The organism is Stieleria varia, assembly GCF_038443385.1.
GTDB classification, from domain to species: Bacteria; Planctomycetota; Planctomycetia; order Pirellulales; family Pirellulaceae; genus Stieleria; species Stieleria varia.
Genome location: NZ_CP151726.1, coordinates 5,621,528 through 5,636,871 on the forward strand (window position 1 = coordinate 5,621,528; position 15,344 = coordinate 5,636,871).

Here is a 15,344-nt window from a genome sequence, read left to right on the forward strand (position 1 = left end):
TCCGTAGAAAGTTATTGGGGAAGTCGTCATGATAGCGGTTTGGCGGAACAAAGATGATGTGAGCGACGCGGATCTCTCTGTGAGTTTTGATGACGAATTCTTCCATCGTGCGACGAACGGACTTGGCCCCCTCTCGGGCTTACGCGGTTTTGCAGGAAACCGAACCGAGTGGTGCCGGCCCGATGGCGACGACGACGGTCTTTTTAACGGCGAGTGAGTGCCCGATCGGATGTGCGATGTGTGATCTTTGGCAAAACACGTTGCCGCATCCCACCCCACGATCCGCCATTCCCACCCAGATCGATGGTGCGTTGGAGGGGATACCCAAGACGCCGTGGATCAAGCTCTACAACAGCGGAAACTTTTTCGATGTCCGCAGCATCCCGCTGGCGGATTATGCGGCGATTGCTGAGTGTTGCAGCGACCATCAGCGAGTCGTGGTGGAAAACCACCCTCGGATCGGTCGATCGCATGTCGCTGCTTTCCAGGAACGACTCAATGGCCAGCTTGAGATCGCGATCGGTCTGGAAACCGTCCAGCCTCGTTGGCTTGATCGCATGAAAAAGCAGATGTCGCGCGATGACTTTGATGCCTACGCGAGTTGGTTGCGATCCATCGACGTGGACGTTCGTGTCTTCTTGATCGTGGGAGTGCCCGGTCAATCGGTTTGCGAATCATTGCGTTGGAGTGAGCTGTCGGTTCGGCACGCGGCCGCGTGCGGTGCCCGACATGTGAGCCTGATTCCTGCAAGATCCGGTCACGGGTGGAATGGCACGGCAGACCAACTACCGAAGATTTCTGCTCATGACTTGGCTGGTCTGCAAGCAAGATCCATCGATCGCTTGCGGGCGCAATGCTGTGTGACTGTCGACACGTGGGACATCATCGAGAATGAACAGAACACCGAGTCTTTGTCAGCGATTCGGATTCAAAACGTGACTCAAGAAGCGAACTGGGACGGATGAAGCGATTCGATGTGATCGTGATCGGGACTGGATTTGCCGGCTCCATCTTGGCTTGGGTTCTGGCGAAGTCAGGACGCAAGGTTGCTTTGATCGATACGGTCAACCATCCACGTTTTGCGATCGGTGAATCAAGCACCCCGTTGGCGGACAAGTTGTTGCGTCGTCTGGGGGAAACCTATCAGTTGCAGCCGTTGATCGACCTGTCGACGTACGGGCAATGGCAAGCCAGCTATCCGGAGTTGCCTTGTGGCAGAAAACGTGGCTTTGCGTATTACTGCCACCATCGAGGAGAGCGTTTTTCAGATCCGGTACCGCGGTCACGGAGTATGTTGGTGGCTGCAAGCGCGAGCAATGACGCGGCCGATACCCACTGGTACCGACCGGGCATGGACCATTTTCTGTTCCAGAGAGCGACGGATGAGGGGGCGACAGCGTTTGTCCCCCATCATGTGACGCAGATTGAACCAGCGGATCGTTGGGGGGATTGGAATCAAGTTCACTTGGATGACGGACAAGTGCTGTCTGGTCGGTTCGTCGTCGATGCGACGGGACGATCCAGCGTGATGCATCGATTGCTTGGGACCGCGGACTTGACCGCGACCCTGCGTACCAAAACGTATTGCAGCTATGCCCACTTTCGCAATGTCGGTTCATTCGTTGACGTCTTGACGCCTCAGCAGACGGCCGGTGATCCGTTCCACGGAGATGATTCGGCGCAACATCATCTCGTCGACGGTGGTTGGATTTGGATGTTGCGATTCAATCATGACATCACAAGTGTCGGATTCGTTTCGACCGAAGCCAGCGCCGGCGGTTTGCTTGAGAGGATCGTTGCCAGCTATCCCAGTTTGGCCGACGTGATGCGAGGGAGCGAACGTGTGGAGCCTGCAATCGGCACGAGTGACTTGTCTCACATCCAGCGGTTTGTCGATCCAGGCCAGCAAGCAACTTGTTGGATGTTGCCGACCGCGATTGCGACGGTGGACCCGTTGCACAGCACCGGGATCGCGCATGCGTTGGCCGGCGTCACACGGATTGCCGAAGCGATTCTGGGGGTGCGAGATGATGGGTTTGCCCAACGGTACCGCGGGGACGTGCTGGCGGAAGTTCGTTTTCTGGACAGAGTGATCTCAACGGCATACAGAACGATGCCGGATTTTCAGGCGTTCTCGTTTGCCTGCATGATCTACTTCGCGGGGGCGATTGGCAGCGAAGAAAGGTTGGACGCGGGAGAAACAATCCGTCGGTTGTGGAGCGCAGACTCGGGTGCATTTGTCAGGACGGCTTTGCTCTGCTGTCATCGGCTGGAGTCACCTGGGGGACGAGAATCTGGCATGGACTGGATTCGCGACAAAATGCGGCCCTTCAACACGGCGGGCCTTTTCCAGCGGGATTGCGAAGCCCGCTATGCTTACACGGCAACAAAGTGACCCTAAAACCGTTGCAACCGCTGCCACACTTCGACTTTCGTTGACCAAAAAACCTGACGAAAGTAGAATAGAGACGCGGATTCTTATCTCATCCAGTGCCGCTGCAATGCCCTTTGACGACTCGATCAACGCGGACGGTTCCACCGTTCATCGCCCGACGGACAGCCAATTACTGGCCTCCCAAGCTGGCCCCGTGACAGAGGGTTCCTCACAATTGCGAGCCGCAAACGGCGGATCGAGCGCCAACACGGGCAACGTCATCAACGAGATTGCGGATGCCAAGACGGTCATCCGCGCCCCGGCTGCTCTCTCGCCTCCCGCGGAACGCTCTGGCCGTACGCCATCGGATGTCGCCAAGATTCTGGTCGGTCAGCAGTTGAATCAGTACCGACTGGAGGAGATGATCGGCGGCGGCGGAATGGGGGCCGTCTTTCGTGGTCACGATGAACAATTGGATCGGACCGTTGCGATCAAGGTGATTCCGTTTGTCGGCAACGACCCTGAAATGCAGCGGCGGTTTCGCAACGAAGCACAGAATGCTGCGAAACTGGATCATCCACGAATCGCACGTGTGTTTGATGCGGGATCGCACGACGACTGGCACTACATCGTTTTTGAGTACATTCGTGGAACCAATCTACGCGACCTGACCAATAGCATCGGCGTTTTGAATCTGGACGACGCCGTCTACTACACTTGTCAACTCGCCGAAGCGTTACAGCATGCGGCGGACAGGGGAATCGTCCATCGCGACATCAAGCCTTCGAATGTCTTGATCGGCGATAGCGATACGATCAAGTTGGTCGACATGGGATTGGCCAGGTCCGACAACCTGGACTTGAGCGAAGACATGACCGCCAGCGGAGTGACGCTGGGGACATTTGACTACATCTCGCCCGAGCAAGCGTTGGATCCACGCGATGCAGATTTGCGAAGTGACATCTATTCGCTCGGTTGCACGTTGTATTTCATGTTGACCGGAGAGCCCCCGTACACCGGCGGCACGATGCTGCAAAAACTGCTCAGTCATGGCAACGCTCCTTTGCCGGACCCGCGAGAACTGCGAGCTGATTTGCCGGACGACATCGTTGCGGTGATGCAACGGATGATGGCCAAAGAACCCAAGAATCGGTACCAGAATGCCAATGACTTGATTGCCGATTTGATGGAGGTTTCCTATCGGCATCAGTTAAAGCGATCACTGCTGCTCGGTCCGTCGACGCCGCCTGCACCTATCAACGCTGGCATGATTTGGTTTCAGAATCATGCACCTTGGATCATCGCGATCACACTGGTTCTGATCGTTGCAGGCTGGCTGGAGCTGAGTTCGGCGGCCAGCCGGGGCGAGTTTGTGATTTCACGGCCGGAGATTCAAGCGGAGTTACCGCCGGGACCCGTGAACAGTGACATGGTGGAATCCGTTTCCGCCGAGCCATCGCTTTCCACGGACGGAGATTCCGCGCAAGCGATCAAATCGGTCGGGAGCAACGTGAACTCGACTCGACCTGCTGATGCAGCCGCTGTGGAATCACCATCCAGTGTCGAGTTTCCTGTACCCTCAGCATTATCGAATCCCGCTAATGCCACCACGCCCTTTGACCCGCAAGCGGGCGCCAATCCGCTGGGATCTTCGAATGCCATGGCCGGTGCTGAGATGACCGTTTCACCAGGCATCCCCGCCGAGATCACAGCCGACACACTGGGCGTACAAGATGATCCGAGGACAGATCTGCTGATCAACGCTGCGGAATTGATTCGCGTGGTCGAACCGGGATCCAACCTGCCACGAGCCATGCCCGACAGTCTTTATCTTTCGGATTCTGATGGAGCAGCCTTGGTGACATCGCTGGAAGAAGCCGTCATGCTCGCGGAGCAGTTGGAGATCAATCAAATCGAAATCACGGCCAAGCGTTTGGTCAGCGGGCCGATTGCGATCACCCGGGATGGCCTGACCATCACTTCTGTTGCCCCCGGGGGCACTGAAGTCGAGATGCAGTGGCAGGAGTCCCTGGAAGTCGAACGAGCCGAGTTGATCGTCATCGGTTCCAATCGTGTCACCCTCAGTGGGATTCATTTCGAGTGGGAATTGCCTGCCGAGCAAGTCAATGGCGGCAGTCTGTTTGTGCTCAATGAAAACCGTTTGGTTCGCTTGCAAGACTCCAGTGTCACGATCGTCAATCGCCGGAAACATGAGAATGTATTTGTGTTGTCCGTCCTGACGGGCAACTCCGAGCCAAATCGCCCGGTCAGTGCTCCAACGACAACAGCGTCCACCACCAACGCACTACCTCTCGTAGGAATCAGGCTGGACAATGTCATCGTCCGCGGTGAGACGAATATGATGGAGATGAATCACGCCGCCGCACTGCAGTTGGTTTGGGACAACGGTTTGCTGGCGATCACAGGGCGTTTGCTGGACACCGGAGGCGCGAGATTTCTGCCCCCACGCTCCGACGGTCCGATGCAATTGAAACTCAGTGGACTGACCGCAGAGACACAGGCCGGCTTCGCCCGAATGAAGCTCAGTAGCAGTGGGCCGTTTCCCGTTGCAATCGTTCGCGAAGCCATTGATTGCGTTTTCGTCGTTTCAGCGGGCAACCCGCATTTCGAATTCCTGGGCTTGGACTCGCTTTCATCTGAGACTTCTCTGTTGACCCTACGCGGACAAGCCAATTCGTATTCGGCGTCGTCCCAACTGAACGATCCCATGCTGCGTATAAAGGATACGGACGAGGACACAGAAGAAGTGTCGCTAGAGGAACTCGCCAACTCGCCACCGTCATGGTTTGACGAACGATCCACCCTGTGGTCTGTCTGGTGGTCCAGTGACGATGTCAAAGATCAACAGAAAACGGTGAGCAAAGCAACGCCAAGCGACTATCGCCAAGATGGCCCCATGGTCGGCGGATTCGATGAGCAATTACTGCCAAAGATTCCAGGGGCGGCCACCGAGACCGATGAAGAATCACCCGTCTATGGACCGCTGGAGCTACAACGATAGCAGCTGTGGGTCAAAACGATGGGGAAGCCCGCGGCATCGTTATTCAGCCTAAGCGTGGGCTGTTTCTTTTGGGGTGTGCGCAAGTTTATGTCCCTACTGGTGGCCCCCAGTGAGCCTCAGACGCTAGTCGTGGGCCTGAGGCGGATTGTGGTGCCGGCCCACGGCTAGCGCTTGAGGCTCACTTTGATTGCGATGCATGGAACAAAAACATGGACTGAAAAAACAATGCCAACGCCAAGTTTTGTTCAGCCCAGGATTATCCCTACTGCCGGCGCAGCTGGTGGCCCCCAGTGAGCCTCAGGCGCTAGCCGTGGGCCTGAGGCGGATTGTGGTGCCGGCCCACGGCTAGCGCCTGAGGCTCACTTTGATTGCGATGCATGGAACAAAAACATGGACTGAAAAAACAATGTCAACACCAAGTTTTGTTCAGCCCAGGATTATCCCTACTGCCGGCGCAGCTGGTGGCCCCCAGTGAGCCTCAGGCGCTAGCCGTGGGCCTGAGGCGGATTGTGGTGCCGGCCCACGGCTAGCGCCTGAGGCTCACTTTGATTGCGATGCATGGAACAAAAACATGGACTGAAAAAACAATGTCAACACCAAGTTTTGTTCAGCCCAGGATTATCCCTACTGCCGGCGCAGCTGGTGGCCCCCAGTGAGCCTCAGGCGCTAGCCGTGGGCCTGAGGCGGATTGTGGTGCCGGCCCACGGCTAGCGCCTGAGGCTCACTTTGATTGCGATGCATGGAACAAAAACATGGACTGAAAAAACAATGTCAACGCCAAGTTTTGTTCAGCCCAGGATTATCCCTACTGCCGGCGCAGCTGGTGGCCCCCAGTGAGCCTCAGGCGCTAGCCGTGGGCCTGAGGCGGATTGTGGTGCCGGCCCACGGCTAGCGCCTGAGGCTCACTTTGATTGCGATGCATGGAACAAAAACATGGACTGAAAAAACAATGTCAACACCGAATTTTTTAGCAGCCCAGCCTAAGCGTTGGACTCGCAGGCGGCAACTTCTTTCACGATCGGCAACGCGCCAACGGTCACCGGCGTCTTGCTGGAACAACTCCCAGCGGGTTCATGTGCGTGCTCATGATTGGGCGAATCGGTACGCATCGACTTTCCGTACGACGAAACAAACTTCGTCGGATCCTCAATCATGTCGGTCGTCATCTTATAGTGGTGATAATGCATCGCGCACTTGATCGTATAGAAGAAGAAAATCGACGGAGAACGAAACCGCGATTTCATTGCACCAAAGATCCTGCGTCGATAGATCTTGCGTAGGTCCTTGTCTGGCACACCGCGCATCAGCCTCCAAAACAGAACGCAGAATCCGGCCATGAAGAAGCTGAACTGCTTGACCTGCAACCACTTGTGTTTTCGAAAATACTCTGTTCGGAACGTACGGAACATGAAATCCCGATTCAAGAACAGTGAGTCCAGTCGATCAAAATAGACATCTGGTTGATAAGAGTGCTGCATCGTCTCCAAGTAGCCGTGCAGCAATTCCTCACGTGACATTTGCTTGGGGATCACGTTGGTTCCAAACTCGTGTTGGTCCGACATGTCCAATCGCCCTTCCTCTTTCAAACGGTCGTAGAGCGGAGTCTTGGGAATCGCGTGCAGCAACCCAATCATCGCGTGCGTGATCCTGGCCTGCTTGATGAACGTCTTCTGGTTCTCAAAGATCTCGGGCGTATCGTTGTCGAAACCGACGATCAATCCACACCAGACTTCGATCCCAAAGTCCTGGATGATATGCACTTTCTCGACGATGGAACCGCCACGCTCGCGAACATTCTGATACTTCTTGGTTTCCTTCAGGGACTCTTCGTTGGGACTCTCGATTCCGATGAATACTGATTGGATGTTGCACCGAGCCATCAACTCCATCAACTCCGCGTCTTCGCACAAGTCCAACGAAGCCTCTGTGCTGAAGACCATCGGATAGTCGTTTTCTTCTTGCCATCGTGCGACTTCGGCGAGCACAGGCTTGATGGCTTTCTTGTTACCGATCAAGTTGTCGTCGACGATGAACCCGATCTTGACTCCCTGGGCTTTCAAACAGTTCAGTTCATCGATGATTTGCGAAGCGTTCTTGATCCGTGGACGGCGGCCAAAGGTCACGATGATGTCACAGAACTCGCACTGAAACGGACAGCCTCGCGAAAACTGCAGGCTGCCGAACATGTAGTGTTCATTCTTGAGCAGGTCATGCCGAGGAGTAGGAATCGTTGTCATGTCTGTCTTCTCGGCCTGCTCGTAACGCCGACTGTGGGTACCGTTTTCCCATTCAGTCAGAAACTGAGGCCAAGTCACTTCCGCTTCACCGACAAACGTTACGTCCACGAGGGATTCGAAATACGATTCCTCCACCGTGACCCATGGCCCACCGGCAACGACAAACATTTCGCGTGCACGTAATTCGGTGAGGATCTCTTCCATGCGAAACCGCTGGACGCTCATCCCTGTGATCCCGACGATGTCAAAATCAGCCAACATGTCGTAGTCAATGTCTTCGACGTTCTCGTCGATCAAGACGACCTCATGTTCGGGGGGGGTGAGTGCTGCCAGGAGCGGCAGGCTCGCCACGGGCATGTTTGCCCGATACCCCATCATTTTTTGAGCATGCTCCAACCCCCAATAGGAGACTTCAAATGCAGGATTGATGATCGCGATCTTGGCCATGGCAAAAGCTTTGGGTTGGCGAGGTTGCAAAAGGTGCGACCACCGTGTCGCAGTACTTGCCATCGTAACGTTTCCGGGGAATCCCGTGTTCAAAACGCGGGAGCACGCGAGACAGTTTGATTTCATTCGCGTTTCGATCTGAAACGATCCTATCGATTCCTTGATCGCGTGGGCTCAGGGCAACAGCGACAGTTGAATCGAGCATGCGGGCAAAGTGTACGGATGTGCCCCCTGAAATCGACTTCGCCGAGGCAATTGTTCAAAATTCAACGGTTCGGCGCCAATCCATGATGGTGTACACTTATGCCCGGTAAGGCTGCTAAGGATTGCCGCTCTGATTTGTCGAGATTTTCGGCGAACACCACGCTTATTCCCCCTTTTTCCCAAATTGAACGCACAAACTCCATGATGGACGATGAGAGTCGGCTCACCAAGTCGAGCATGATTTCCGGCGCAATGTCAAAGGACCGAGCGCTTCGCGAGGATGCTTGGATTCGGATGACATCGGTTTACGGGCCCATCGTCCATCGACACGTACGTCGCAGCAATATTTCCACCAGCGAGATTGCTGACGTTGTGCAAACGGTGTTTTTCAAGGCCTCGACGTCCATCGACGCGTACCACCACAGTCGCGAGCGACACGGCAGTTTTCGTGCTTGGCTGTACGGTATCACCAACAATGTGATCCTCGACTTTTATCGAAAGCGATCCAAGACCCCGATGGCGGTCGGTGGGACAGAGTCGACCTTGATTGAAGACCTTTCGGCACCGTTTGAAGACCAACGCGAGCAATGGGAGCCGGATCCCGAGAACGCGAATTCGGCGACGACGTTTGCCCACCAAGTGATTGACAACATCAAGAAAGACTTCTCCTCGGCGACGTGGCAGTGTTTTTGGCGACTGGTGGTTCAGGGCGAAGCCGCGACCGACATTGGTACCGATCTGAAATTGAATGCTGCCGCGGTTCGCCAAGCAAAGTTTCGCGTTCTGAAACGCCTGCGAGAAGAGCTCGACGGGCTGGAGACGAACTGAAGGCGGTTGGTCGCTTTTTCTTCCATGGCTTTCCCTTGATGTCGGGTTTCGACAGTCGGAGACCTCCATTGAATGAAGTCAGGAATGCAAGCATGAGCACGAGTTCGCAACAATCACTCCCCCGTATTGGCAGACTGATTCGACACTTCGTCGCCGGTGCCCTGTTGTTTTCCTGGACAGGATGTGATCATCAGGACCATCGGGGCCCAGACATCTCTGCTCTTACCATCTCGCCGTCAGGAAGCAGACCCGATGCGCCGACGGACGACTTGGCGATCATCGCGTTTTGTACCGACTGTCATTTGCTGCCCGCGTCCCGGCGTTTTGACAAGCAGCGTTGGTTGGACGAAGTCGAGCAGGGATTTCGGCTGTATGCCAAGTCTGGACGAGACGACCTCATTGAGCCTGATTTTGGAGCGACGTTGGCGTTTTTTCGCAAAGATGCTCCTGAGAAACTGATTTTCGAAAAGCCGGACAGCCCACCCGATAGCCTTTTCGTCAAGCAGCAGTTGAAAGTCGACGGGCAGCCAGAGCTGATAGCCATATCTCACATTGCCAACGCAAATGTTTCTCAGGCCCCCGATTCCGTTCAATTTGCCATGACAGACATCTGGTCGGGCAAAGTCTCTCTGGTCCAAAAAGATCCCGATGATCCGACGCGACTACTATCCAACGTGCTCACCACCGTTTCGCATCCCGCGCACGTCGAACCGGTTGACTTGGACGGCGACCAAGATCTCGACTTGATTGTTGCCGACGTCGGAAAGTTTTATCCAGACGAGTCGACCGAGGGAACGCTATGGATGCTACGCAACCAAGGCGATGGGACGTTTCAGCGACACCCGCTGAAATTGGGGCTCGCCAGAACTGCGAACGTGCGACCGCTGGACCACGATGGTGACGGCGATATCGACTTGGTGGTTTCTGATTTCGGGCTGCATGTGCACGGATCGATTTACTTGTTGACCAATGAGTCGGTCTCGGCAGACGAACCGATGTTTCATTGGGATGTGTTGGACAAGCGACCTGGCGCGATCGACACCCCGATTGCGGATTTCAATCATGATGGGCGGCCCGACATCGTGACCCTTGTTTCACAACATCACGAAGTCGTCGATTTGCACTTGAACCTAGGCGATGGAAAGTTCGAATCGCACGAGCTTTTCCGAGCACCTGATCCATCATACGGCTCCAGCTCTCTAGAGGTCGTCGATTTTGACGCCGACGGTGACTTGGATGTCGTCCTCACCAACGGCGACACCTTCGACGACTTTCTTGCCAAACCCTATCATGCAATCCATTGGCTGGAAAATCGCGGCGAGTACCCGTTTCAGCACCACCAAATCGCGACAATGCCGGGTGTCTATTGTGCCCGAACCGGTGACCTGGACTTGGACGGCGACCTCGATATCGCTGCGGTTTCCCTTCTGGGGCATAGCGAGATCGACAAACATCCGCCGGGAACTTTTCAAGGTGTGATTTGGCTTGAGCAAACCGAAAATCACCAGTTCCAACCTCATCACATGGAGCTGAACCGATGTGACGCGGCGACTTGCCATCTGCTGGACTGGGACGCCGACGGAGACCTCGACATTCTGGTTCCGCCGGCAAACTACGATCACCGGGTGAGTTCCGAGATCGCCGTGTATATCAATCAAACGCGGTGACCATATCACATGGGACGACGCAAACCGAACCCGCGACGCCGCGAGCGAGCTTCGCAGCCCGACGCCACAAGCACCAGTCGCCAGGACCAGATCCAAAAAAGCATCGCATTCTCATGGAGACGGATGCTGTCGCTGATCGCCATCCCGGCTGTGGTCGTGGCCGCCGTCGTCGCTTGGTTTATCAGCCAACCAATCATCGCTGAGCGTTTCTCCAGAAAGGGAGACCAAGCGATCGAGAGCGGACTCTATGAACTTGCCGATTCATACTACCAACAAGCAGACTCGACTGACCACAACGATGGCCGTTACAAGATCGCGCAAGCACGAGTGGCCAGAATGCAACGCCAATTTGGTCGCGCACGTGAGATCCTGCAGCAGGTTCGCTCCTTCGCTGCCAGAGACTCCGTGAAACGCGAAGCACTCCTGCTGGAGATCCAAGAGGGCAATGCGCGGCAGCACCATGAACAGTTTGGTGGCCTTTTGAATCAGTATCCCGATGACGTCGACTCCGTCTGGCATGCGTACGTGGAGGGTTTTGAAAACGAAGAGGCCATTGATTTAGCGTACAAGCTGGCTGAGTCTTGGATCAAGGAGCGGAGAGACAGTCCCCTGGCGCATCTCAAATACGCACAACTGGCACAAGACAGAACGGATCTGAGCACGGCCCAACGGCACTACCAAACCGCCCTGCGACTTCAGCCAAATCAGCGTGACGCATGGGAAGGCCTGACCCAAGTCGCTTTGCTGAACTACGACTACCGCGACGCTTTGCAATACAGCGAGCAAGTATTGAGATTCGATCCAGAGAATGTCGAAGCCAAATTGCACCGCGCCCAAAGCCTGACGATCTTGCAACGCGACGATGAAGCGATGAGCGAACTAGAGCATGTCCTCCGATTGCAAAGTGAGAACTTCTCTGCCCGGTTCGATCTTGCCAACTTGTTGATCAAACACGAACAGGCCGCAAAAGCGATCGCGGTGATGAAACCATTCGAGTCCGAATTCAACAACGACGTTGCAATCAATTACATGTTGGCGCTCGCCCACCAACAATTGGGCGACGACGATGCAGCGACACTGTTTCTACAGAAACACTTGGACGGCGGAGAAGAGCTGAATCGTCTGGAGATGCTGATCGAGAACACGCCAGAACCACAGCGTGATTTCTCGTTCTGCAAGTCAGTCGGGATGAGCTATTTGCAGGTCAAATGGGATGCTGCTTTTCGCTGGCTCGATCAAGCCGCTGCGATGCAACCAGTCGACGCTGCGCTACAAAATGCACTTGCCGATTTCGCCCGCAAACGGGGTGACAAGGTGTTGGAGGCGAAGTATCGAGAGCAAGCCGAACTTGTCCGACGGATGCTCAATACCGAGCGAGCCGGACAAGTTCGTTGATGATTCCAACGCAGCGTGTGCGTTCGGTTACGGAAGCTCGATCTGTTTCAGAGCCCAAGATCCGTCCGTTCCGGTCAGCAACACGGCGTGGTTTTCGTCCAAGCGGTCCATTTGCAAGACGTTGTCCAAGCCTGCGATCGTTTCAAAAGGCTGACCAGCAGTTCCACCGCCTTTGACAGGATCGGTCAGACCTTCTCGCTCGGAAATCCCATCTGTCGTGATTTTCATCACACCCCGAGCGGTGTTGTTCATCAAGACAAAGGTAGCTCCCCCTTTTTCGTAGACCACCATGTCGATCGGTTGGTTGCGATTGCCCAACTCAGCAACAGTGGTTCCCCGAACCTTTTCTTCGGCACCGAGTTTTGCGATCGGAAATCGAACCAGAGGTGTGCAAGTGAACCCGGCCAGCAAAGTCGGCTCGCCACCGATTGACATTGGCACAAAGGTGCGAATCGTTGCGTCTTCCACTCGTCCGTGTGCGGCGTGAAAGATTTCCACACTGGTCGTCACGGTGTTGTCGCCGAACGGATAGGGAAACTCCAGAACTTGCGATGGTGAATCCTTTGCTGCGACGCCCGTCACCAAGACTTTGCCGTCAAAGAATGCAACGTCGGTGATGGACTCGTCACGTGGGTTGCGAGTCCGACCGCGTTGAGTCACCGGTGCGTCCTTGGGTGCATTGGGCATCACCTTACGTGCATGCTCGATTTGATCCAGATCCAACTCGCCGATCTTTCCGTCCTTACCGATGCGGACCAGCTTGGTCGCACCATCAGTGGAGATGCTGACGAACAGGTTACCCGTTTCTGGATTGACGGCGATGTCACCTATCTTCAGTTCGCCGGACAGCTTCAACGCGTCGGTCAACGTGGCACCCAAGTTATCAAACTCAGGCAACTTGCCTTCACTGGCGACGTCTTCGGTATTGATTGCGTAGACCGTCGCGGCTTTCGGATCACCGAGCAACAAGACGCCCGAACCGGCAAACGTCATTGGTCCCATCGACTCCAGGACGACTTTTCCAGGCTTCAATCCCGGCATCGCGGCATGACTCGGCGTGGTCAAAATCGCTCCTGCCGCCACAGCGAGCAGTGCGGGGAAAATCAAAAGTGAACGCAGCATGGCAACACTCCGTCAAAGAATTTGTAAGGGGAAGGGATTCGTTGGAAACGAGACCAACAGGTCCGCCATTGTACGAGATCCGCTCGCCTCTGTGCCGCAAATTTGACGTGAAGATTGCGATCGACTCGATGTTAGCTCTGACGAAAGCTTGCACCGAACATTTTTCGGGACAATTCAGTCGCCGTGGTGTTCACAGAACACCTGACTTCCAGGTGCCGTTTTATATTGCGTGAACAGCACGGCATTGGGCTAGATATTGCATGGGATGTCTGCCGCTACAACGCAAGTGGTAGTCGTGAGCGCCCGGGCCTCGGTTGTTTGACCCGCAGCCGAAGGCGTAGGAGACGCTACCAACCGGTTTACCCCGCACAGTCAATCGCCGCTTCCGCCTGATGCAATAGTCAGGCTAGTGCATCGTCCAGTCTTGATTTTGGGGTTAGCCGTTTTGGCGTTAGCCACGGTTGAGTCGCGAAAACCGTGGCTAACGCCAAAACGGCTCATTTATCAAACCCACGTTCCAAGACTGGACGATGCACTAGAACCTGTACTCAAGACCGACATCCAAGCCGTGCGCGATGAGATCCGTGTAGCGAAATTCAAATTCGGGTCGTGCACCCACGCTTGACTGCCCTGGATCCAACTGGCTCAAGTCGACTCCGGTGTCAATCTGCTCGGCACTTCGAGCCAGTTTGCTCCAGTACAGGAACTGATAGCCGACAAATCCGTTGAGGCGGGGAAATAGCTGCAGTGTCAAACCGACGTCCATCTGAGGGACGATCGCCAACTCGTGTCGGTCGAAGACTCCCGAGTTGGATGGCAATGCCAGCAAGCCGCCTGCGGTCGTTGCGGTGTCGGTGCCGCCACCGACCTGAGGAACGCTCGATGTCGTTCGACCGGAAATGGCAACTTGGGAGTGACTGTCGCCCAATGCACACTGCAATCCCGCGTCGAGTGTCCAGCGATATCTTTTCCGACTGGTTCGGACACCGATCGCAACACCATGAAACTGATTGTCCGCACTGAACTCATCTGCCCCATCAATGGTTGTGCCGATCGCAAGCCCGCTGCCGTTGCCAACGATCTGTTTGAAATCACGAATCCGCAACGAGTCGTCCAAGCCAAAGTACTGATACCCCAATGACGCATACAATCGCTGGTCGGAATCGTGAGCCACCAAACGGTGAAACATCACTTCGGCACCTTCAAACGAAACAGACGAATCGACGCTCACATTCCCGGTGATTTCGCCCGGCTGACCCAACAAATCCGAGTTGGGGCCACCGAATCCTGGTTCCAAGCTAAAGAACGGACGAGCAAGAATCGGTGAGGACGAAGAATTGAATTGGTAGCTGTCGGTGTCCTCATCGATCTCCATGAAGGCGACGCTCCACCCTAGTTGGCCGGCACGATCAAACCAACGACCAAACTCAAACCTACCGCCGGATCGACTTTGATCACCAACGTCTTCTTGTCCCAGCAAGATGCTCGTTGTCGATAGCCCTAACACTCCGGCGTCCTCGCGTGCCGTTCCAGCCGGGCTGGACGTTACCAACGCTGGCAGATTCATGCCGCTCAATCGCCAGTTCAGGTAACTGGCACGCACCCAATACTCTGGCAACACGCAGGCCACATGCCGACACGCTTGCTGGCAATGTTGATGGGTCGTGTGACGATGATGGGATTCCAAGCCGTTGTGGCGATACACGGGATCGCCCAAGACGATCGGTGACTCGATCGCAATGTCCTCTGCAATGTCGTCATAGATAGGCTCCGCAATCACCGGCCCGTTGTCGATGGTCTCATCCGCGATGGCTCCTTCCTTCCCCTCCACGACGGGGTCCGTCAAGGGAACTTTCTCGGCGTTATCGGGAACCGGAATCATCTCTTGGGCCAAGACGACTTGATGAGACAGGATGGCGAGGAGCAATCCCATCAACACCATCATTGCCAAGCGACCCAGCGCAGCCTTGGCGATCGTAAACATTGCACCATGTCGCAGTAGCAATGGTGAAGGCACCGTTTCACTTTGTGGCATGTTCAGTATCATC

At 55.2% G+C, this 15,344-nt stretch carries 9 protein-coding genes; 6 read left to right on the plus strand and 3 right to left on the minus strand.

What is annotated here, in order from left to right:
- Positions 1-89 precede the first annotated feature (89 nt).
- From Pla52nx_RS18950 to Pla52nx_RS18960, 3 genes are all read left to right on the plus strand, one after another.
- Positions 90-965, plus strand: a complete 876-nt coding sequence (locus tag Pla52nx_RS18950) for a hypothetical protein (protein ID WP_146523837.1) — start codon at positions 90-92, stop codon at positions 963-965.
- Positions 962-2,395 carry an NAD(P)/FAD-dependent oxidoreductase gene (locus Pla52nx_RS18955; RefSeq protein ID WP_146523836.1) on the plus strand — a complete coding sequence of 478 codons (1,434 nt, stop codon included), beginning with the start codon at positions 962-964 and terminating at the stop codon, positions 2,393-2,395. Before Pla52nx_RS18950 ends, Pla52nx_RS18955 begins: the two co-directional genes overlap by 4 nt.
- A gap of 106 nt (positions 2,396-2,501) precedes the next feature.
- A complete protein-coding gene (locus Pla52nx_RS18960) occupies positions 2,502-5,396 on the plus strand; it encodes a serine/threonine protein kinase (protein WP_197455174.1) in 2,895 nt (964 codons plus the stop codon).
- Between the two features lie 980 nt (positions 5,397-6,376).
- On the opposite strand, the gene Pla52nx_RS18965 is transcribed toward Pla52nx_RS18960, so the two are convergent.
- Positions 6,377-8,080 carry a B12-binding domain-containing radical SAM protein gene (locus Pla52nx_RS18965; RefSeq protein WP_146519924.1) on the minus strand — a complete coding sequence of 568 codons (1,704 nt, stop codon included), beginning with the start codon at positions 8,078-8,080 and terminating at the stop codon, positions 6,377-6,379.
- A 456-nt stretch (positions 8,081-8,536) separates the two neighbouring features.
- Here Pla52nx_RS18965 and Pla52nx_RS18970 point away from each other — a divergent pair, with 456 nt between their 5' ends.
- From Pla52nx_RS18970 to Pla52nx_RS18980, 3 genes are all read left to right on the plus strand, one after another.
- Complete coding sequence (locus Pla52nx_RS18970) at positions 8,537-9,112, plus strand: RNA polymerase sigma factor (RefSeq protein WP_197454559.1); 576 nt, start codon at positions 8,537-8,539, stop codon at positions 9,110-9,112.
- Between the two features lie 92 nt (positions 9,113-9,204).
- Positions 9,205-10,779: an FG-GAP repeat domain-containing protein gene (locus Pla52nx_RS18975; protein ID WP_197454558.1), complete on the plus strand. Its 1,575-nt coding sequence runs from the start codon at positions 9,205-9,207 to the stop codon at positions 10,777-10,779.
- A 9-nt stretch (positions 10,780-10,788) separates the two neighbouring features.
- Positions 10,789-12,174 (plus strand): tetratricopeptide repeat protein, encoded by a 1,386-nt coding sequence (locus Pla52nx_RS18980; protein ID WP_146519921.1) that lies wholly within the window; start codon positions 10,789-10,791, stop codon positions 12,172-12,174.
- A gap of 27 nt (positions 12,175-12,201) precedes the next feature.
- Here Pla52nx_RS18980 and Pla52nx_RS18985 read toward each other — a convergent pair whose 3' ends face one another.
- Both Pla52nx_RS18985 and Pla52nx_RS18990 read right to left on the minus strand, forming a co-directional pair.
- A complete protein-coding gene (locus Pla52nx_RS18985) occupies positions 12,202-13,296 on the minus strand; it encodes a hypothetical protein (RefSeq protein ID WP_146519920.1) in 1,095 nt (364 codons plus the stop codon).
- Positions 13,297-13,831: 535 nt separating this feature from the next.
- Positions 13,832-15,331, minus strand: coding sequence for a BBP7 family outer membrane beta-barrel protein (locus Pla52nx_RS18990; protein ID WP_197454557.1), 1,500 nt, complete (start codon positions 15,329-15,331; stop codon positions 13,832-13,834).
- Positions 15,332-15,344 lie beyond the last annotated feature (13 nt).